The sequence below is a fragment of the Schaalia vaccimaxillae DSM 15804 genome, assembly GCF_000420425.1.
Classification (GTDB): domain Bacteria; phylum Actinomycetota; class Actinomycetes; order Actinomycetales; family Actinomycetaceae; genus Pauljensenia; species Pauljensenia vaccimaxillae.
The window spans coordinates 101,467-121,235 of sequence record NZ_ATUX01000009.1; the positions used below are offsets into that span (position 1 = coordinate 101,467).

The following is a 19,769-nucleotide window of genomic DNA, read 5'->3' on the forward strand; positions in this document are numbered from 1 at the left end:
AAAACTATGGAACTTTCAGCTCTTCAGATTCAAGAACTCGTTGATCCAAGCAAAACCCCGACGCCCGAGCAGATTCAGATCATTGAATCGCCCACGCGTCCTCTGCTGGTGGTCGCCGGCGCTGGATCGGGTAAGACCGAGACCATGTCTATGCGTGTCCTGTGGCTCGTTGCGAACCATCCAGAAATTGAGCCCGACGCTGTTCTTGGACTGACGTTTACCCGCAAAGCCGCCGGCGAACTAGGGGATCGGCTACGCGAACGATTGCGTTTGCTTGGCCCCAGGTTGGGGTGGGAACAAGAGGACGAGGCCGAACCTACATCCTCCACTTACAACTCTTTTGCGGAACGCATTGTTTCTGAGCATGGGCTCAGGATCGGGGTCGATCCCGACTTCACAGTCTTGGGGCAAGCAGCCGCCGTACAGATGATGACCGACATCATCTCCACGTGGAAGGGCGATTTACATTCGGATAAAAGCCTGGCCACACTGGTTCAAGCTGCGATTAAACTCGCCGGACAAATCGGCGAGCACAGGTATTCAATCGAAGAAGCGCGTCTGGCGTTGGAACACTTCGGGCACGAATTAAGCATTGTTGGCCATGGCAACGGCGACGCGCGTTGTGCGCGTGGCGCTAATGACACGCGCATCAGTCTTCTGGGACCAATCGAAGAATTTGCTCGCCGTAAACGCGACGCGGGATACGTGGATTTTTCGGACCAACTAGTCCTCGCACACAGAATCGTTCAAGAAGCACCGGCTGTGCGCGAGTTGATCCGCAAAGAATACAAGGCCGTCCTGCTCGACGAATTTCAGGACACTTCGGTCATTCAGATGGAACTGTTGGCAGCACTGTTCCATGATCATCCAGTCACGGCCGTCGGAGACCCGAATCAAGCTATTTACGGGTGGCGTGGAGCATCTGCTTCGTCATTGGAAACCTTCCTGGAACGCTTCCAAACCGAAGCTGAGCCGGAGCCCGAACAGACCCTGACGCTTTCGACGGCGTGGCGCAATGATCAGCAGATCCTTGTGGCTGCTAACGAGATTGCTACGCCGCTGAGGGAGCACTCGCGGCGGGCAAAATCTCCTATTCTCAACGCCAGGCCGGGGGCGGACAGGGGACAAGTTGAGGTTGCCTACGTTGAGAACTACCAAGCCCAACTCAAAAGGGTGGTCGATTTCGTAGAAACACACAGGGTAGGTATCGGCAAGAAGCGCCCGAGCGTTGCAGTATTGAGCCGCAGGAGAGCCCCTTTCAAAGATATTGAACGTGCACTTAAAGAGCGAGGCATACCGACCCAAGTGGTTGGGCTTGGTGGCCTATTGGATCAGCCTGTCATTGTCGATCTGCGAGCAGTCCTCCAATTGTCTAATGATCCACGCCAGTCCCCCTCTCTCATGAGACTGCTGGCCAATCTCGACCTGGGTGCTTCAGATTTGGTTGCTCTGGCAGATTGGGCGGCGTATCGGGCTCGGCAAGAGGGAAACGATCCGTATACGGCGATCCTGCTTGATGCGGTGGACAGTCCACCCCAGCCTGGTTGGTCGGCTGGGCAGGGGCGCCCAGCCTTGTCTCAGATCGGATGGGAACGTATTTCCCTGCTGGGAAGACGGCTGGCAGCTATCCGCGAAGGAGCAGGGCGTGGGCTGACAGAACAAGTTGAACGAGCCATGACCATCATGGGGATTGTCGATGACGCGATTGCTGATCCTCTGACTGCAGGTGGGCGCGAGTCCCTCGATGCATTCGTTGACGTGGTGGTCAACTACGAGGCTGAGACGCCGGGAGCAAGTCTTTCGTCGTTCCTCACGTGGTTGGCTGCTGTTGAGGAAGAAGAGTCCGGGTTAGACATGGCAACCGCCGAACCGGATCCTGATGCCGTTCAGATCATGACAATCCACGCGGCTAAAGGCCTGGAATGGGACTCTGTTGTTGTCTTTGGCATGTCTGATGGCTCTTTCCCCAAGCACTCCGGCAAGTCCGTTGACTGGCTTGAAGAACCGCCAGGCGATGTGGGATGGGTGAATGCGATTTCAGAGCTGCCGCATCCTCTACGAGGAGACTCGAAGGATCTGCCCCCATTTGCCATTGAGCTAACGGAGGGCAGAACGCCGTCTGCACAATTCAGCAACTGGTTGAAGGACCACTACAAGCCATCGATGGGCGCTCACCTGGAAAGGGAAGAACGCCGCCTGGCATATGTTGCTATGACCAGGGCGCGTCACAACCAGCTCCTCATTGGCTCGTGGGTGAATACCGCAAAGACTCCGCGAGATCCTTCCCGCTACCTGATGGAAGGCCGCCGCGCTCTCATGCGCGTCCTGCAGGCGGATATTGATGCCGAGAACCAGGCAGCTGCGTCGATGGATACTTCGTTGGCAATTGGGGACGCTGCGATGTCACCCGCGGCTACTTGCGGCTCGCCCATAGACCAGCCGGTGGGGGCCACCAGTGCTCAAGACGAGTTGGCACAACTTCAATCAGCCATTGTCGAGTGTCCGCCAAGGGATGAAGCAGAGATGCTTTTACCCGCTGAAGAACCGGCGCTCTTCCCGCAGACTCCGGGGCCATCAAGGCTTCGGATGGCCGAAGCTGCCTCGTCTGTATGCGCAGAACTCGCTCAAATGACAAGCGACCAGGACATCTTCGAGATGCTGGCGCAGATCGAAGATGAGCCGTCAGTGCGTGACGTGACAGCGCTGCTCGAGGAACGAAGAACTGCTCACGAAAAGTGCGTTCTCACGATTTGGCAAGACGCGATCCCCGCAACATCGGTGGCGGCTCTACTTGAAGACCCCCAGCAATTCGCATCTGACCTTCGTCGGCCTATGCCGGTTGAACCCTCCGCCTACTCGGAGTTGGGGACAATTTTCCACGCTTGGGTAGAACGTCAATTACGCAGGGGAGCCGAGGAACCGCCAATAGACCCTCTGATTGATGAGTCAGCGTTAGACGAGGAGACGCGCCTGCGCTTAGACAAGCTCAAAGACAACTTTATGTCTTTGGATTTGTCGAGTCTGACTCCGATTGCTTTGGAAGAACCTTTCGCTGTCACCGTTGGTGGAATCAGTGTCCAAGGACGAATCGATGCCGTATTCCAAGAAAAGAGCGGTCGATACGTCGTGGTCGACTGGAAATCGGGACGAACACCGGGAGCTCACACGTCAGCCAAGCAGATGCGCTACTACCTCACACAGTTGCGGCTATACAAGAAAGCTTGGGCGGAGAGGATGAATATTGACCCGGACGAGGTCGACGCCAAGGTCGTATTTATGAACGAGCCGAACATTCTCAACCTGAAACAGGTTGAGTCTATGTGTGGTGACTACGCCTCCCAAGACCTGGCAGATCTAGTGACGGTAGCGATGAATTAAAAAGGACGACAACACAAGGCATCCGCGGGGTCAGACCAGAGGATAGCCATTCGAATCAAGTCGAAGCTTTTCCGTTGCAGGCTCTCCTGCGTCTAATCCCCTCGCCGACTCGTCAAGAGACGGTTGCCTTTCTTGCGTTGTCTCGTCGGCGCTTGGTTCTTCGACCGTGTGTCCTGATTCCTCGTGCCGAGGCTCTGCCGTGTCAGGCTTTAATGGGGCGATCGGTGCTTGAGGTGTCACGAGCTGATCCTCGCCTAGGTCTTGCGACAGCTCACTGAGCATCTGGCGTGCTTCTTCAACGATCGATCGATCTTCGGCATGTAGGCCGTGGACCAGCCAACGTACGATAGCGAGTTCGGATAGGAGCTGAGCGCGGACGAAAAGCTGGAGGTCGACGCCGTTGCGGTCTCGCGTGTAGGCGTTGCTGAAACCCTCGAGGAACTCTTCGGTAGAACGAGCCAAGATCCATGCGATGTCTTGGGCTGGATCACCCACATGTGCTGACGAGAACCCTGTCATTGCTGTCACGGCACCGTTGTCAACGATGATCGCTTTGTCTTGAAGGTCTGCGTGGACGGGTACGGATTGAAAACGCCACAGGGATAAATCCTCAAGAGCAGCTTCCCAACGGTCCCATAGGTTTGCTGGGATCAAGACCTGGGCTGCGGCCTCGTCAAGGAGTGCCAATTGACGTTCGCGACATTCACTGGCCGAATAGGAGGGCAGGTCCAGCAGGGTGTAGACGGATTTGGGCAGATTGTGCAGTGCAGCCAAAGCTCGCCCCAAGGATGCTGGCAATACGTGGTGATCCTCGAAGTCGAAGTCTTGCATGTTACGTCCACCCAGATCTTGGTGGACGATGACACGGTCGCCCTCGGGCGTGCGCGTACTGCCGTGGATACGCGGAACATCGAAAGGAATGCGTTTGGCGTCCCGTGCTTTGGCCAGATGGTCAAGGACTCCCGACTGAGCATCGATATCGAGGCCGCCCACAGTGTCGTGAGGACAAGAAACCGTCCAACGATTGCCTTGACGGTCGATGAGGCCTGTTACCGACATGACTTCGTCGCAGTACTGGGGTGGCTTCAATCCAGCGACTTGCAGACCGGGGACGGCTGCAGTGGCAAGGGCTGCCAATTCGAGGGGAGTCTTCGCGCGATTCACCCCATCACGGTACATGCGCTTGGCGCGCCTGATTGGGAATCTCGTCGGGGTTTTCCACAGCTTGAGGCAAAGTCTTGTTCTTTATAGGGAGACACTGCTAACTTTCAACCGATCGGTCAGCAAGTTGGTGTTCGTGCAAGAGAAGGGATCTGAGCATGCAGGCACACGCCTTAAAAAACCACGTGCAGTGGATCCGCGAACGGCTTGCGCGCCGCGGAATTGATCCAAATACGCACACTGATGCGACGCTCGCCCTCGTCGAAGAAGCCATTGACCAGCTGTCTGAACCATTGACACCAGTCGAACGTGATGAGCGCATACGCGAAATCATGTCCGAAGTTGCCGGACTTGGCCCCATCCAAGGTCTGCTCGATGACCCCGAGGTTGAAGAAATCTGGATCAACTCTGCTTCTAGAGTCTTTGCCGCTCGAGCTGGTGTTGCTGAATTGACCACCGTGATCTTGTCCGATCAAGACGTTCGTGAACTCGTTGAACGAATGCTAGTGCACTCAGGGCGACGACTGGACCTGTCTCAGCCTTTTGTTGACGCCACGCTCAGGGGCGGCGAACGACTCCACGTGGTGATTCCACCCGTAACCGGACGGCACTGGTCAGTCAATATTCGCAAGCATGTGCAATGGGCGCGCAGCCTCAATGACTTGGTCAGTGTCGGCATGGTGCCCCAGCCGATGGCCCAATTCCTTAAAGCAGCTGTGGCCTCTGGCCTATCAATCTTGGTTTCCGGTGCAACCCAGGCTGGTAAGACCACCCTACTGCGGGCGCTAGCAGGCGAACTTCCTCGGTCGAGGAGAGTCATCTCCTGCGAGGAAGTATTTGAACTTGGGCTGGCCAACTGGGACTGCGTTGCCATGCAGACTCGCCCAGGCAATATCGAAAATCGCGGAGAAATCACGCTGCGCGACCTGGTCCGAGAGTCACTCAGAATGAGACCAGAGTGCATTATCGTCGGTGAAGTTCGAGGTCCTGAAGCACTCGATCTGCTCCTCGCTCTTAACGCCGGAGTACCGGGCATGGCAACCGTTCACGCCAACTCGGCGCGCGAAGCCCTCGACAAATTGACGGTTCTGCCCCTGCTAGCTGGGGAAAACGTGACCACCGGATTCGTTGTTCCCACATTGGCGTCCAGCGTCGACCTCGTGTGTCAGGTAGAACGCGATGCCACCGGCAAACGCAGACTGAGCGAAATCGTGGCAATACCAGGCAGAACTGAGGGCACGCGCATTGAGGCATCGGAATTGTGGCGCTTCAACGGAACGACACTTGAACGCGGCGCGGGAGGCCTAGACATGCACGACCGCTTCGCAGCGGCAGGCTTCGACCTCGCCGCCCTCCTGGCAGGACGAGCCTCATGATTGCCGTCATCCTCGGACTCACTTTAGGGATCGGACTCGTCCTCGTCGCTTCAGTGTGGGTGGGAGCACCGCACCTGCACATCGCCCGTCCTCAATGGCTCATCCGTTGGGATGATCAGTTGGTGCGCGCGAGCGTCCAGGGATTGACGGTTCGTCGGCTGGTGGGATTATCCCTGGGTGCTGGACTCGCAGTCTTCTTCCTGGTATTCGCATGGACCGGAGTAATTGCAGTATCTGCAGTTATCGGGATTATCGTTGTCCCTCTGCCGCAAATGTATCTCTCGTCTGTTGCCAGGCGGCGGCTGCGCCAGATGCGCGAAGGATGGCCCGATGTCATTGATACCCTCGTCGCGGGAGTGCGCTCAGGGGCTGGACTTGCCGAATTGCTCTCGGACTTAGGGACGTCCGGTCCGGTAGCTCTTCAACCTGCTTTCCGGGCTTTTGCAAGTGACTATCGGGCGGAGGGTCGTTTTGATATAGCTCTTGACCGACTCAAAGCCAGACTTGCTGATCCGGTAGCAGACCGGATTGTTGAAGCTCTTCGCCTGGCGCGCGAGGTCGGAGGTTCAGACCTGTCAATCCTCCTGCGAGATCTGGGAACTTTATTGCGAGAGGACGCCCGAGTCAGGGGAGAATTGGAAGCCCGTCAGTCCTGGACTGTCAATGCTGCGCGATTGGCGGTGGTGGCGCCGTGGCTCGTCCTCGTCATGATCTCCGCTCAGCCTCAGGCCGCGGCCGCTTGGAACTCCGCGCAGGGTGTCGGGGTGCTGGCGGCTGGAGCCGCATTATGCGTGGTTGCGTATCTGCTCATGCAATACGTTGGTCGCCTGTCCTCTGATCCGAGGACGATGCGATGAATGCTCTGATGTCATCACTCGTAGTCCCAGCGATCGTTGGAATCGTCGGCGCTTCTGGGATTTTCTGGCTCATTGGTGCCGTCGATGCGCGCCGACCGAATTTAGCTCGGCGTGTTGCCCAAGGAGCCGTTCAACCTGGCAGGACGGTAGCTAGAGATTCCACCGACACGGTGGCATGGATCAACGGCGTCTTAGAGGCGCTCGGTTCGACAACATCTTCTGTTCAACGCAGGCTGCAGCTTCTTGGACAGAATGAAGACGTCGGGCCGTTCCGCCTTCAGCAACTCATTTGCAGTGTGACATGCATGGCTGTCACCGTCGCCGCCTTGATCCCTGTCCTTGCATCGCGAGGACTGTCGGGCATGCCCGTCGTTATTGTGTCTGGGGCAATTGGAGCTCTTGCAGGATGTGCTCTATGGGATCGTGTTTTGACCTGGAGGGCCACGTCCCGCCAGAAGCGGATCGAGTTGCAAGTACCCGACGCTTCCGAATTGTTGTCACTAGCTGTGGGAGCCGGCGAATCGATTCCCAACGCTTTGGAGCGCGTCGCAAGCATCTCTACTTTCGATCTGGCCACTGAACTCAGTCAGGCAGTCGCAGACATGAAGACGGGGTCGCCCTCGACACGCGTTTTGGCGGAATTGTCCGCCCGCAATAATTCTGCGGCCCTGGACCGGCTCTGCCAGACACTCATTACGTCGATTGAGCGGGGAGCTCCCTTAGCCCAGGTACTGCATGACCAGGCTCGCGACATCCGAGAATCGTCACGCCAAGCACTCATGGAAGAGGGCGGTAAACGCGAGATCGCCATGCTTTTCCCCGTGATTTTCCTGATCCTGCCAGTCACGATCCTCTTCGCTCTCTATCCGGGCTTGATGGCTCTGGATATTTCCCCCTGAAGCCGCACGACCCATTTCAACCAGTCCCCAAGGAAAACCAAGAACCAGGAGTGAATAATGGACCTGTTCCATTCAAAAATCTTTTTGCTCAAAGCATTCATCGCGTCGTTCTTCGTCAGTGACGACGATGAGCGCGGTGATGTGCCCGGCTGGGTGCTCATTACATTGATGACGGCGGCTCTTGTCGTTCTCATCTGGGGCGTTGCTTCGGATCGTCTGATCGAGATCTTTAATCGTGCATTGGACTCCGTCTCAGGAATCTGACCGGGGAAACATCTGGCGAGGCGAATCTTGGTGCGAATACGGCAGTGGATTGCACTGATGCGGTCAGGGGACTTTAAGCGATCCTTGGGTGACGATCGAGGCTCTGAGGTTGTTTCAACGGTGCTGCTCCAAGGCCTAGTTATGCTGATCGTGTTGGCATTGCTTCAAATGGGGTTTGCTTTACATACCCGCAATATGGCGATCAGCGCGGCAGGTGAGGGAGCCCGACGTGGAGGTCTGTTGGGCGGCAACTCCCAAGAAGCTATTGCTCGCACAGATGAAATCTATTCATCTGTAGTGGGAGCGTCGTCGCAGCGTCAGATTTCGGCCTCGTATTCGACCCAAGCAGGGCGCGAAGTGATCGTTGTCGAGCTGACAGCCGCTCTGCCTATCCTGCTCAATCTGGGCCCTCAATGGCTGACGGTGCGCGGAACCTCAATTGTTGAGGGTAACGATGAACGTTGATCGGGCTCGCCGCCAGAAGAAAGGTTCGATTGTGAGCGCTGTTCACAAGTCGATTCTTCACCGCCGTCTGAGTGACCTCTACAAACGATCTGTGCGAGACGAGGGCGAGGCCACTGTCGAGTTCGTCGCATTGATGGTGATTGTCGTCGTCCCGGTGCTGTACCTCATCCTGGCTCTCGCACAGGTGCAGGCCAGTGTTTTGGCGTGCGAGGCCGCCTCCCGAGAGGCCGTGCGGATCTTGGCGCAGGATCCGGCCGAAGAAGCGGTTGCGAGAGCTCAGGTTTCTCTGGCTTTCCAGGACTTCGGCGTCGACGAGGGGGTTGATACAACCATTGGATGCCAAGTGTGTTCGGGTGCGAATCGGAATGTGACCGTCAGCGTGCGCACCAGTGTTCGTTTGCCGTTGATGCCAGATTGGGTCAATGACCGCGCGTGGATCCCGGTGACTTCAACAGCGAGTGCCCCAGTTGAAGGAGTAGTAATCCAATGAGGGGAATGCGCAGCCGATTGATGACAAGAAAAGGGCTGGCCGATGATGACGGGCGCATTGGGATGCTGCTCGTGGCTTGCGTTGGCGTTGTTGTAGTTTTCGTTCTGATTTCGATGGCCGTCACCTCCGTTGCCATTCAAGACCGCAGGTTGATTGCCTGTGCAGACAGGGCTTCAAGCGCGGCTGCTGGTGCGATCGATGGGGACAGTTTCTACATTATGGGCGCGGACGAGCTGGTGCTTTCTGAAAGCGGGGCGGTGGCCAGCGCTACGAGTGCCGTAGAAATAATGTCTGATTCGTCATGTTCAGTAGGGGCCGGCGTTGAAATTATCGACACGGTGATCGTAGGTAACGAGGTCTTTGTGACTCTTCGTGCACAGTCTGTACTGCCGGGACTTCCGAGGGGATTTTCCGGTGTTGCGGCGCCGATTCTAGAGCGCACATCATCGTCGATTATTCGGTGAATTATGTGGGAGAGAGCCTTAAAGAGGTGAGGCCGTTATTGATTTTCCTCCTCGTGAGCCCCCGCTGAAAAGTCCGCGCCAGAATATGGAAACTTGTTTTCATGACAAGGTAAAGACTGTCAAAATTTTGGCTATGGGAAATCTTGACATCAATCGTCTGTCCGAATCGCTTCGTCCCGTCTATCAGTCCGTCGTGGATCGGGACCCCTCGCAGCCCGAATTCCACCAGGCTGTCTTCGAGGTCCTGCTGACCATTGCCCCTCTTGCTGAGCGCAAGCCGGAATACGCTGATGCTTCGATCTACGAACGCATCGTTGAGCCCGAGCGCCAGATCCTCTTCCGTATCCCGTGGACCGATGACGCAGGAAACGTCCACGTCAATCGCGGCTACCGCGTCCAATTCAACTCCGCCATCGGCCCCTACAAGGGCGGCCTGCGTCTGCATCCCTCGGTGAACCTGTCGATTATTAAGTTCCTGGGCTTTGAGCAGATCTTCAAGAACTCACTGACCGGTCTGCCTATTGGCGGCGGCAAGGGCGGCTCCGACTTCGATCCGAAGGGCAAGTCTGATGCCGAAATCATGCGTTTCTGCCAATCCTTTATGACCGAGCTACACCGCCACATCGGCCCCGACACCGACGTTCCCGCCGGCGATATTGGTACGGGCGCTCGCGAAATTGGCTACATGTTCGGCCAGTACAAGCGCCTGACCAATCGCTTCGACGCGGGCGTTTTGACCGGCAAGGGCTTGGCATGGGGCGGCTCCCTCGCCCGTACCGAAGCCACCGGTTACGGTCTGGTGTACTTCGCTGAAGAAATGCTCAAGACGAGGTCTGATTCCTTCGAAGGCAAGAAGGTCGTCGTTTCCGGTTCTGGCAACGTGGCAATCTACGCCACCGAGAAGGTCCAGCAGCTTGGCGGCACCGTCATCGCTCTGTCTGACTCCTCCGGTTACATCGTTGATGAGGCCGGTATTGACCTCGACCTCATCAAGGACATTAAAGAGGTGCGTCGCGGACGTGTCTCCGACTACGCCAACGAGCGTTCCAGCGCCAAGTTCATTTCCGATGGTTCCATTTGGGATGTTCCCTGCGACATCGCTCTTCCTTGCGCCACCCAGAACGAGCTTCCGCTGTCGGGCGCGCAGGCGCTGATCAAGAATGGCGTCCAACTGGTCGCCGAGGGCGCGAACATGCCCACTACTCCCGAAGCAATCGAGGCTCTCCAGGAGGCGGGCGTGGCTTACGCACCCGGCAAGGCTTCTAACGCTGGTGGCGTGGCTACTTCGGCTTTGGAAATGCAGCAGAACTCGGGCCGCACCCAGTGGCCTTTCGAGGAAACTGACTCAAAGCTCCACCAGATCATGGTGAACATCCATGCGGCTTCGGTTGAGACTGCCGAAGAGTATGGCGTGCCCGGCGACTATGTTGCGGGCGCGAACTTGGCTGGTTTCGTCAAGATCGCTGACACGATGCTTGCCCACGGAGTCATCTGATTTAGCGTGGTCGAGGGCTGATAGTTCAGCTGTTCGAGTGGGGGCCGACATCCTTGCGGATGCCGGCCCCCACTGAGTTTGCGATGCGCTGAGCCGCGGTCGTCCTCGTTACCCCTGTCTTCACTCTTGCAGCGAATCGATTAGGCTAGACGGGTGGCCACTGAATTTGCTGAAGAAATCCAAAACCTGCGCACCACGATGGACAACGTCATCGCGGTCGTCCAGCCCGACAAGCTGCGCGCCCAGATCGAAGAGTTTTCATCCCAGGCAACCGCTCCCGATCTGTGGGACGATCCGGCCCATGCTCAGGAAGTGACTTCAGCGCTGAGCCACCGCCAATCGGAGCTTGACCGGGTCACCAAGATGGTGGACAGAATCGACGATCTTGAAGCCATGGTTGAGATGGCAGGGGAGGATCCTGACGAGGCCGAACTCATCCTTGAAGAAGCGCAAAACGACCTCGATTCGCTCAAGAAAGACATCTCCGAACTTGAGATTCGCACGCTCTTGGACGGTGAGTACGACGAACGCAACGCCGTTATTACGATTCGTTCGGGCGCCGGCGGTGTCGACGCCGCTGACTTCGCTGAGATTCTGCTTCGCATGTACCTGCGTTGGGCCGAACGCCACGGCTACCCGACGAAGGTCATGGACACCTCCTACGCTGAGGAAGCCGGCCTGAAATCAGCGACCTTTGAGGTCCAAGCCCCTTACGCCTACGGTACTTTGTCGGTTGAAGCTGGAACTCACCGCCTCGTGCGCATCAGTCCCTTCGATAACCAGGGGCGCCGTCAGACGTCCTTTGCTGCGGTTGAGGTCATTCCGCTCATTGAATCCACTGACCATATTGAGATTCCTGAAAACGAACTCAAGGTCGATGTGTTCCGCTCATCAGGTCCTGGCGGTCAGTCTGTGAATACGACGGACTCGGCTGTACGCATGACTCACATCCCTACAGGCATCGTCGTGTCAATGCAGGACGAAAAGTCCCAGATTCAAAACCGCGCTGCGGCCCTGAGGGTTCTGCAATCCAGGCTCCTAGTCTTGCGCCACGAGGAAGAACAAGCCAAGAAGAAAGAGCTCGCTGGCGACGTGAAAGCATCGTGGGGCGACCAGATGCGTTCCTACGTCCTCCAGCCCTATCAGATGGTTAAAGACCTGCGCACCGAGTTCGAGTCAGGCAACCCACAAAACGTTTTTGACGGCGATATCGACGGTTTCATCAATGCCGGTATTCGCTGGCGTAAGAACCAACAAAACGAGACCGAAGGCTGAGTAGCGCAACACCGACATCGGGTGATCCACTCGAGATGTCGGCCGATGTCGCTCGTGGCTTCGACCATCTTGCTGTGGTTCGCGCAAGGCGCCAATCATCCTCGTGTGCCGCAGGTGATGAACCTGGGATCGCACAGGATGCGTGTCGTTAGGCCCGCCTAGGCAAGGCGGTGCCTACTCTGATCGGGACCGTAACCCCGATCTGGAACGGAATCATGATTCGATTCGACGACGTCACCATGGTGTACACGCCCGGTGCACGCCCCGCCCTGGACCACGTGTCCCTTGAGGTCGAACGAGAAGAGTTCGTCTTTCTCGTCGGAAAATCCGGCTCCGGAAAGTCCACTTTCCTTCAGCTTGTCATGCGAGAAATGAAAGCAACGTCAGGCAAAGTCTGGGTTCTGGGCCAGGATGTGTCCAAGCTATCGAACTGGTCTGTGCCGAAACTACGCCGTCAAATCGGGACGGTTTTTCAAGATTTCCGGCTGCTCCCGTCAAAGACCGTGTACGAAAATGTTGCTTTAGCGATGCAGGTCATTGGCAAAACCAAGCACGCTATCCAAACTCAGGTTCCCGAAGCCCTCGACCTCGTAGGGCTTTCCGGTAAGGAAAAGCGACTGCCGCACGAACTGTCTGGCGGCGAAGAACAGCGTGTTGCGATCGCGCGCGCAATGGTCAACCGTCCCGAATTGCTGCTAGCTGACGAACCGACGGGCAATCTCGATCCCGACACGTCGCTGGGCATCATGCGTCTACTTGACCGCATTAACCGTGCAGGAACCACTGTTGTTATGGCCACCCACGACGCTGACATCGTTAACCAGATGCGCAAGCGCGTCATTGAATTGCACGATGGCAACGTGGTCCGTGACCAGTCCCGCGGCGTCTACGGATCGGCCAGGTGACACGATGAAGCTACGTTTTATTTTCTCCGAGGTCGGCAAGGGCCTGGCTCGTAACCGCGCAATGTCTGTTGCGGTCATCCTCGTCACCTTCGTGTCCTTGCTCTTTGTGGGCGTCGCTGGCCTGGCTCAAATGCAGGTCTCCCGAATGAAGTCACAGTGGTACGACAAGATCGAAGTGTCGGTGTACATGTGTGCCATCGACGACTCGGCGGCGTCGTGCAACGGTCAAGAAGCAACCGAAGAACAGATCGCTTCCGTGCGTAAGAAACTCCAGTCGGCCGAGATGTCCACCTATGTGGAAAAGGTCTACGAGGAATCCAAGGAAGAGGCGTACGCGAACTTCCGTGAACTTTACGGGGACCTAAAGATTGGTCAGTGGACCAGCGTTGACATGATGCAGGTGGCGTTCCGGATCAAACTCATTGACCCGGAGCAATATTCGATCATTAAAGAAGAGTTCTCCGGTGTCGATGGGGTCGCCGAGGTTCGAGATCAACGTGAGATTGTTGAGCCTCTATTCAAGGTCATTGATTCTGCGCGCAGTTTGGCGCTTGGTCTGGGTGCGGTCATGATTGTTGCTGCAATCTTGCTGATTTCGACAACAATCCGCCTATCTGCAATGAGCCGCGAAACTGAAACTCAAATCATGCGCTATGTCGGCGCATCGAACCTGTTCATTCAGGCTCCATTCATGATCGAGGGTGCCCTTGCTGCCGTCGTTGGCGCGGTAGCTGCCATTGGCGCACTTTTTGCGGGCGTCCATTTCCTTATCCAGGGCTGGCTGGCACCGGCCTTCCAATGGACGAGCTTCATCTCATCCACCGAGGTGTGGATCATGACGCCGATTTTGATTCTGGCTGCGGTGCTGTTGGCGCTCTTTGCTTCAGCTTTGTCGTTGGCGAAGTACACGAAGGCATGAGTAGGAGGAGCATCGTGTCGATCAAGAAATCTTCGCGTAGACGAGGACGGGCCTGGCTCGTTGCTTTGACTGCCATGTGTCTGGGCGCCAGTCTGGCACCTGGATCGTCCCAAGAAGCATGGGCTGATGAGGATCGCGATCGCGCTGCACAAGCAGTGGAGGACGCGTCGCGAGATGTTGATAACTTGCGCTCTCAGATCGAGGGCATCGATGCCCATCTAGCAGATATCTTTATCGAATTGCAGGGGCTGAATGAGCAGATTCCTGTTGCGCAGAAGGCACTATCTGATGCTGAATCTCGGTACGAGGCCGCGAGGCGTCAGCATGAGGTCGCCCTCGCACAATTGGAGTCTGCTCAGGCAGAGCACGATGATTTGGCGGCGAGCGTGCAGGAGGCAGAGCAGCACCAGTCTGAGGCCACTGCGGCCATCGCTGACTTGGCACGTCAGATGTACAAGAATGGTTCTGCCTCTGCTGTCACTGTTGCTTTGACTGCTAAGGGAACGGCGTCGATTGATCAACGTACTGCCGCGGCCGAGGCGATGAGTCGTTCTCAATCTCAAGCACTTAATGCTGCCCTCGACGCTCAGGCGACTCAGCGCAGTCAGGTGGCTCGTCAAAAGGCGATCACTGAGAGGATTGCCAAGCTTGAGGCGACGGCCCAGAAAGCCTCCGAAGAGGCTGGTATTGCGCAAGAGGAGGCTCGCAGCAAGGTCAATGAGTTGGACTCGTTGAAGTCGGCGACACAGGCGAAACAGGCTGAGTGGGATTCGATGAAGGGCGAAGCTCAGGCCCAACTTAAACAGGCTGAGGTCGACTACGCGGCGAAACAGGCTGAGCTCGCCAAGATCGACGAACAGAACCGATTAGCGAATACCACCTACTCCACTAGCGCTGGCGGCTGGGTAAATCCGGTCAACAATATGACTGTGACCTCGCCTTTTGGTTGGCGTATGCATCCTGTGCTCGGCTATCAAAAGTTCCACCAGGGAGTCGACTTCGGGGCCATGTGTGGTGACAAGATTTATGCGGTCGCAGATGGAACGGTGTCGACTGTGTCATCGAATGTGTCAGCTGGCAACTACATCGATGTCAACCATGGAATGATTGGCGGGGTCTCGACGCTCACTGAGTATCTGCATCTTCAAGCAACCTATGTGTCGCCTGGCCAGTCTGTGCGTGCGGGCGATGTTCTTGGTGAAGTAGGAATGACTGGTTATTCCACCGGATGTCACTTGCATTTCGGCGTGATGAATAACGGTAGCTATGTTGATCCGATGAACTACTTCTGATCGCGCTAATATGGGTGCCCGCTGCTCATTCGGGTGGCTGAGGAGTCAGGCTAACCAGGTCGTCCTCGTTCGACTTAATGCAGAAGGGGGTGCGTCGTGCCCAAGGACTGGAAGAAACCGAAGATGACCGAAGGGGAACGTCGCAAGGCTGCCTCCGACGCGAAGAAAACGGTCGCTCGCAATAAGAAAGCTCGCCACGACTATCTCATTGAGGACACGTGGGAGGCTGGGCTGGTCTTGTCTGGTACGGAGGTTAAGGCCCTGCGAATGGGGCGAGCTTCCTTGGTGGATTCGTGGGTTGAAGCTAAAGATGGCGAAGCCTGGTTGTATGGCGCAAATATTCCTATGTATGCGCAGGGGTCGTGGAACAATCACGCTCCAACCCGCAAGCGCAAATTGTTGTTGCACAAGTCGGAGATTGAGCGCCTTCAACAAAAAGTGATGGTCAAGGGGTACACGATCGTTCCTTTGGAGCTGTATTTTTTGGGTGGGCGCGCCAAGGTCGAAATTGCGCTCGCTAAAGGTAAACAGGAGTGGGATAAGCGCCAGGCTTTGCGCGAGGCGCAGGATAAGCGCGAGGCGCTGCGTGAGATGCGCCGGTACACAAAGCAGGCTCGTCGGTAGTTTTCCGCGAAATGGTTCTATATCTTTCGCCAGCCCTTGAATATATTTGAGTGGCGCGATACTGTGATGTGTCCGGTCATGTGCGGCCGGGGAGTTGAAGAACTCAATAGGGGATGATCGGTTTCGACGGTGGTCGTCGATCGAGGGGAAGCGGGCCGAGAATGTGCGCTCAACTCGTTAACGCTGCGTGCAAACCAATAGGTGCCGAACAGAACCGCACCGACTACGTTCTCGCCGCCTGATATCGCCGCGTGAACCTTTAGTCCGTCAGCCCAGGTGGTGCTCCCAGCCTGGTGTCTGGCGTCATTCAGGGAGCCACTGGGTGCGGGTCATGTCGGTGGGCCCGTTCCGACATTTAATCGACTGAGCTCATCGGCAGCAGGCCTGCATGACGTCGAGAGCTGAGAAATAAATAGCAGGATGCGCCCGGAGAAGACCTCGGGGCCGGCCATCGGACGGGGGTTCGATTCCCCCCATCTCCACACAGGGAATCCCAGAACCGCATGGTTCTGGGATTTTCTGTTGCTATCAAGCCGTTTTTGGAGCATTGTGTCTAGCATCCAATAGCGCACAATAGGGCATGAAAGGGCATCCTTAGTGGCACGACGGTGGCACGGGATGTGGCACGAGATTGCGTGCCAGATCATCGAGGAGCAATATGCGGCTCGTCTTAAAAAGCGTGCGCGGCATTGGGATGGTCGCAGCTTGAGTATTAGACAGGTTGAATTCAACTCTTATCCCACGGGACGGGTTTTCTGACTGGGTATCGCCGATCTATTTTAAATGAGTAGCAGACGACCGGGGTGTCGTCAGTCAGATCTACCAAACCCATGTCACTGACGTATTCAGGGGAACGCCAAAAACGTTCGTGTTCTCTGCGCCAATGCTGGGCATCCGTATAGCCCTCGCCTTCAGCGATCGCGTGCTGATCAGTAATGTCACCGAGGCGTGTGATCCTGACGTCAATTATGCATGTCACGCACACAATATTGTCGTGTGAATCAACTACTGCTTCGAGAGCTTCGAGGTCTGTTAATGGATTTCGTTCCGGCTCGAATTCGGCGAGCAGACAGCTTGTGCTGGTTTTGGTTCCTTCGATAATCGCTTCCACGAGAGAGTCACGAAGAGGGCCAGGGTAGGCGTACTCGCCGCGTGGGATTTGAGCCAAGGGTGGGTGGTTCTCAGATCTTTCAGCGCTACTTCGAGGTTGCGGATCAATTGGCTTGGAGTGCGTCATGGACAGGACCTTTCAACAGGTGAGTTGGGGCGTAGAGCAGAGGACAGGCACACGGGCTCGATCAACAGTCATCGTCTTTCAATACTGAACCTCAGCATCTCCTCATTTCAGCGGATATTCTCATGTCAATACTGCAGCGACCAAAGGAGACCGCTATGCCAGAGCTCGACGACGTCAATGTTGGTGAAAAGGTTGAGGTGCTCGGCGAAGAGTATGAGCGAATTGAACCCATCGAGGGCGATAACTGGACTGACGAGTGGCGCAACACGCAAACTGATGAGCACCTGTCGAACTCGGCGATTGAAACGATGGCTAAGTCCGAGGACGACTGATCGCCCTCGTCGGAACTGCCGGACGGCGGCGAGGCACCCGCTAGACCTGCCGGATCCTGCGCGCGAAACCCACACAGGAAACTCATAGGTGGACCCAACGACTTCTCAAGGTTGCCCGCTTAACTTTGTAGTCATCACAAAGGAATACGGCTCCGGATCACGGTGATCCACTCGAAGGAGCCGATGACACCTCTGAGGAGATCGCATAGGGAAGACTCGCACTGTGTTGATGGGATGCAAGAAGGGCTCGGCCGTAAGGCCGGGCCCTTCTTGTGTGTATCCAGTCCAAAGCCTCAGCTAGGACTTGGAATAGAAACTCAGTCCACCTGATCCAATCGGCGAGACCATGCGGTGCGGATCGGGTTTGCATCTGCGACGAGAGCATTGAAACGCTCGTCAGCAATATCGATGACCTCGCCCAGAGCGAAACGAGCTTCGCGGGTAGGGGAGGACTCGACGCGCTTCCAACCAGACTCAATCAGCTGGGAACGATCAGCCAAGGTCGTCACGCACATGACTAGAGGACGGTTGAACTTCTCGCGATATGCGCTAGCGATGGCACGCAGTTCCTTCTCCTCGTGATCGTCGAAGGAACCCAAGGACAGTGCCGCGGTATCAGCGTGGGCCTGCTCATCGCCTGCTTCGGCCAGTACGAGGTCGACGATGTCGGTGTAGCCCGACAACAATTCTTCCTTCTCCTGGTCGGAAGCGGCGATGACCTCGTCCTCGAAAGCCTGACGCAAATCGTTGGCGGTAGCGAAGGGACGGTGTTCCCAGGCGCGCTCAACCGGCCATGCCTGGCCGGAGAACATCGAAGAGAAGGCAGAAACGAACTGGTCGCGCTCCATGCCGTTGACTTCGTCCAATGACACGGGCTTTCCGTCAACCAGGGCAACGGCAGGAGTATCTGCCTTGCCAATGTGGAAGAATATGAGGTTGAGGAGGACCGCGCTCAGCGCACCAATGGTCACGCCCGAACCGAAAATAATCTGCAGCCACGAGGGCATACCCGCAGCGATACCAGGCTTGAAAGTCACCAGCATGGCCAGGCCAACCGATATGGACACGATTGTCGCATTGCGGTTGTCGCGCATATCAACCTTGGACAGGGTCTGGATGCCAACCACCGCAACGGAAGCAAACATCGTCAGCGAGGCTCCGCCAATGACGGGTGTGGGGATGGCCGCGACGACAGCAGCCGCCTTGGGCAACAGTCCGAGGATAATCATGATGACGCCAGCGAGAGTCACCACCCAACGTGACATGACGCGGGTCAGGCGAACGAGGCCGACGTTTTGCGCGAAGCAGGTGTACGGGAAAGAGTTGAGGATTCCGCCGAGCAGAGTGGACAGGCCGTCTGCGCGCAGCGCTGCAGCAATGTGCTTGGGCGTGATGCGTTTGCCCACGACCTCGCCAGTGGCAAAGACGTCGCCGGTGGTTTCCACGGCGGTGACGGCCATGACGATCACCATGGACAAGATGCCGGTGGCGGAGAACTGCGGGATCCCGAAGAAGAATGGGGTGGTGATGCCAATGGCCGCGGCTTCACCAACGCCAGAGAAGTCGGTATCACCCAGCGCAGCGGCGACGCAGGTTGCAACAACCAGGCCAATGAGCACCGAAATCGTTCCGATGAATCCCTTGAAGACTCGTTGGACGATGACGATCAACGCAATCGTCAACGCCGCGTAACCAAAGCCCTTGAGTGTCAGCTCATTGATTACGGCTTCGCTGGAGCCTTCTGGAGCATAAGTCCCGTAGGAGACGATGTCGCCGGCGGACACGCTCATGAGCGTCGTTCCCATGATGGTCAGCAAAGTGCCGGTCACGACCGGCGGGAAGAATCGCAGTAGCTTGGCGAACCAGGGAGCTGCAATGAAAGTGATGATGCCGGCGGCAATGATCGAGCCATACATGACGGGCAGCCCTGCGTTGCCCCCTTGGCCGCCCGAGGCTGCCAGGCCGATAGCGATCAGCGGCGACACCGCGGTGAAAGTGACACCCTGGATCAGCGGCAAACGCACGCCGATCTTTGGGCCGAGGCCGGCCGACTGGATGATGGTGGCGATACCGCAGGTGAAGAGGTCAGCGTTGATGAGGTGAATCGTTGTTTCGGCATCCAGGTTCAGCCCCTGCGCGATGACGAGGGGGACAATCACAGCTCCCGCGTAGAACGCGAGGACGTGCTGGATGGACAAGACTGTGAGCTTGCCGACTTGGGGTACTTGGTCGACGGGATGCTTCGAGGAGGCGGATGCCCCCTCGAGAGTCTTCGAAGAGCGAGCCATGCTGTTCTCCTGGTAATGGAGTGAAGGGACGTATCTATTATTCGATGG

The 19,769-nt window shown here is 56.7% G+C and carries 18 protein-coding genes and 1 other RNA gene; 16 read left to right on the forward strand and 3 right to left on the reverse strand.

The window, feature by feature from the left end; genetic code table 11:
• The first annotated feature begins 6 nt into the window (after window positions 1-6).
• On the forward strand, window positions 7-3,378 hold the full coding sequence (locus G439_RS0108355) for an ATP-dependent helicase (RefSeq protein WP_022868731.1): 3,372 nt from the start codon (window positions 7-9) through the stop codon (window positions 3,376-3,378).
• A 30-nt stretch (window positions 3,379-3,408) separates the two neighbouring features.
• On the opposite strand, the gene G439_RS0108360 is transcribed toward G439_RS0108355, so the two are convergent.
• The gene (locus G439_RS0108360) at window positions 3,409-4,542 is read right to left on the reverse strand and encodes a phosphotransferase (RefSeq protein WP_131333600.1); all 1,134 of its coding nucleotides are present in this window, start codon (window positions 4,540-4,542) and stop codon (window positions 3,409-3,411) included.
• A 155-nt stretch (window positions 4,543-4,697) separates the two neighbouring features.
• Here G439_RS0108360 and G439_RS0108365 point away from each other — a divergent pair, with 155 nt between their 5' ends.
• The 14 genes from G439_RS0108365 (at window position 4,698) to ssrA (ending at window position 16,349) form a co-directional block, all read left to right on the forward strand.
• Window positions 4,698-5,915 (forward strand): TadA family conjugal transfer-associated ATPase, encoded by a 1,218-nt coding sequence (locus G439_RS0108365; protein WP_022868733.1) that lies wholly within the window; start codon window positions 4,698-4,700, stop codon window positions 5,913-5,915.
• Window positions 5,912-6,772, forward strand: a complete 861-nt coding sequence (locus G439_RS0108370; RefSeq protein WP_022868734.1) for a type II secretion system F family protein — start codon at window positions 5,912-5,914, stop codon at window positions 6,770-6,772. Before G439_RS0108365 ends, G439_RS0108370 begins: the two co-directional genes overlap by 4 nt.
• Window positions 6,769-7,671 (forward strand): type II secretion system F family protein, encoded by a 903-nt coding sequence (locus tag G439_RS0108375; protein WP_022868735.1) that lies wholly within the window; start codon window positions 6,769-6,771, stop codon window positions 7,669-7,671. The genes G439_RS0108370 and G439_RS0108375 overlap by 4 nt, the downstream gene beginning before the upstream one ends.
• A gap of 57 nt (window positions 7,672-7,728) precedes the next feature.
• Complete coding sequence (locus tag G439_RS0108380) at window positions 7,729-7,935, forward strand: hypothetical protein (RefSeq protein ID WP_022868736.1); 207 nt, start codon at window positions 7,729-7,731, stop codon at window positions 7,933-7,935.
• Between the two features lie 57 nt (window positions 7,936-7,992).
• Complete coding sequence (locus tag G439_RS0108385) at window positions 7,993-8,400, forward strand: TadE/TadG family type IV pilus assembly protein (RefSeq protein WP_022868737.1); 408 nt, start codon at window positions 7,993-7,995, stop codon at window positions 8,398-8,400.
• 31 nt (window positions 8,401-8,431) lie between these two features.
• Window positions 8,432-8,890, forward strand: a complete 459-nt coding sequence (locus G439_RS0108390; RefSeq protein ID WP_165544534.1) for a 1-hydroxy-2-methyl-2-(E)-butenyl 4-diphosphate synthase — start codon at window positions 8,432-8,434, stop codon at window positions 8,888-8,890.
• Window positions 8,887-9,354 carry a hypothetical protein gene (locus tag G439_RS0108395; RefSeq protein WP_022868739.1) on the forward strand — a complete coding sequence of 156 codons (468 nt, stop codon included), beginning with the start codon at window positions 8,887-8,889 and terminating at the stop codon, window positions 9,352-9,354. Before G439_RS0108390 ends, G439_RS0108395 begins: the two co-directional genes overlap by 4 nt.
• 133 nt (window positions 9,355-9,487) lie before the next feature.
• The gene (gene gdhA / locus G439_RS0108400) at window positions 9,488-10,849 is read left to right on the forward strand and encodes an NADP-specific glutamate dehydrogenase (protein ID WP_026459548.1); all 1,362 of its coding nucleotides are present in this window, start codon (window positions 9,488-9,490) and stop codon (window positions 10,847-10,849) included.
• 153 nt (window positions 10,850-11,002) lie between these two features.
• Window positions 11,003-12,124 (forward strand): peptide chain release factor 2, encoded by a 1,122-nt coding sequence (gene prfB, locus G439_RS0108405; protein WP_022868741.1) that lies wholly within the window; start codon window positions 11,003-11,005, stop codon window positions 12,122-12,124.
• A 215-nt stretch (window positions 12,125-12,339) separates the two neighbouring features.
• Window positions 12,340-13,029 carry a cell division ATP-binding protein FtsE gene (gene ftsE / locus G439_RS0108410; protein WP_022868742.1) on the forward strand — a complete coding sequence of 230 codons (690 nt, stop codon included), beginning with the start codon at window positions 12,340-12,342 and terminating at the stop codon, window positions 13,027-13,029.
• Between the two features lie 4 nt (window positions 13,030-13,033).
• Window positions 13,034-13,948, forward strand: a complete 915-nt coding sequence (ftsX, locus tag G439_RS0108415; protein WP_022868743.1) for a permease-like cell division protein FtsX — start codon at window positions 13,034-13,036, stop codon at window positions 13,946-13,948.
• A 14-nt stretch (window positions 13,949-13,962) separates the two neighbouring features.
• Window positions 13,963-15,240, forward strand: a complete 1,278-nt coding sequence (locus G439_RS0108420; protein WP_022868744.1) for a M23 family metallopeptidase — start codon at window positions 13,963-13,965, stop codon at window positions 15,238-15,240.
• 96 nt (window positions 15,241-15,336) lie between these two features.
• The gene (smpB, locus tag G439_RS0108425) at window positions 15,337-15,864 is read left to right on the forward strand and encodes an SsrA-binding protein SmpB (RefSeq protein WP_026459550.1); all 528 of its coding nucleotides are present in this window, start codon (window positions 15,337-15,339) and stop codon (window positions 15,862-15,864) included.
• A 109-nt stretch (window positions 15,865-15,973) separates the two neighbouring features.
• Window positions 15,974-16,349, forward strand: a transfer-messenger RNA (tmRNA) gene (ssrA, locus tag G439_RS12420).
• 242 nt (window positions 16,350-16,591) lie between these two features.
• Here the strand turns inward: ssrA and G439_RS0108430 are convergent.
• Complete coding sequence (locus tag G439_RS0108430; protein WP_022868746.1) at window positions 16,592-17,101, reverse strand: ASCH domain-containing protein; 510 nt, start codon at window positions 17,099-17,101, stop codon at window positions 16,592-16,594.
• A gap of 155 nt (window positions 17,102-17,256) precedes the next feature.
• Between G439_RS0108430 and G439_RS12635 the strand changes: the two genes are divergently transcribed.
• On the forward strand, window positions 17,257-17,433 hold the full coding sequence (locus G439_RS12635) for a hypothetical protein (RefSeq protein WP_022868747.1): 177 nt from the start codon (window positions 17,257-17,259) through the stop codon (window positions 17,431-17,433).
• Window positions 17,434-17,750: 317 nt separating this feature from the next.
• On the opposite strand, the gene G439_RS0108440 is transcribed toward G439_RS12635, so the two are convergent.
• The gene (locus G439_RS0108440) at window positions 17,751-19,721 is read right to left on the reverse strand and encodes a solute carrier family 23 protein (protein ID WP_022868748.1); all 1,971 of its coding nucleotides are present in this window, start codon (window positions 19,719-19,721) and stop codon (window positions 17,751-17,753) included.
• Window positions 19,722-19,769 lie beyond the last annotated feature (48 nt).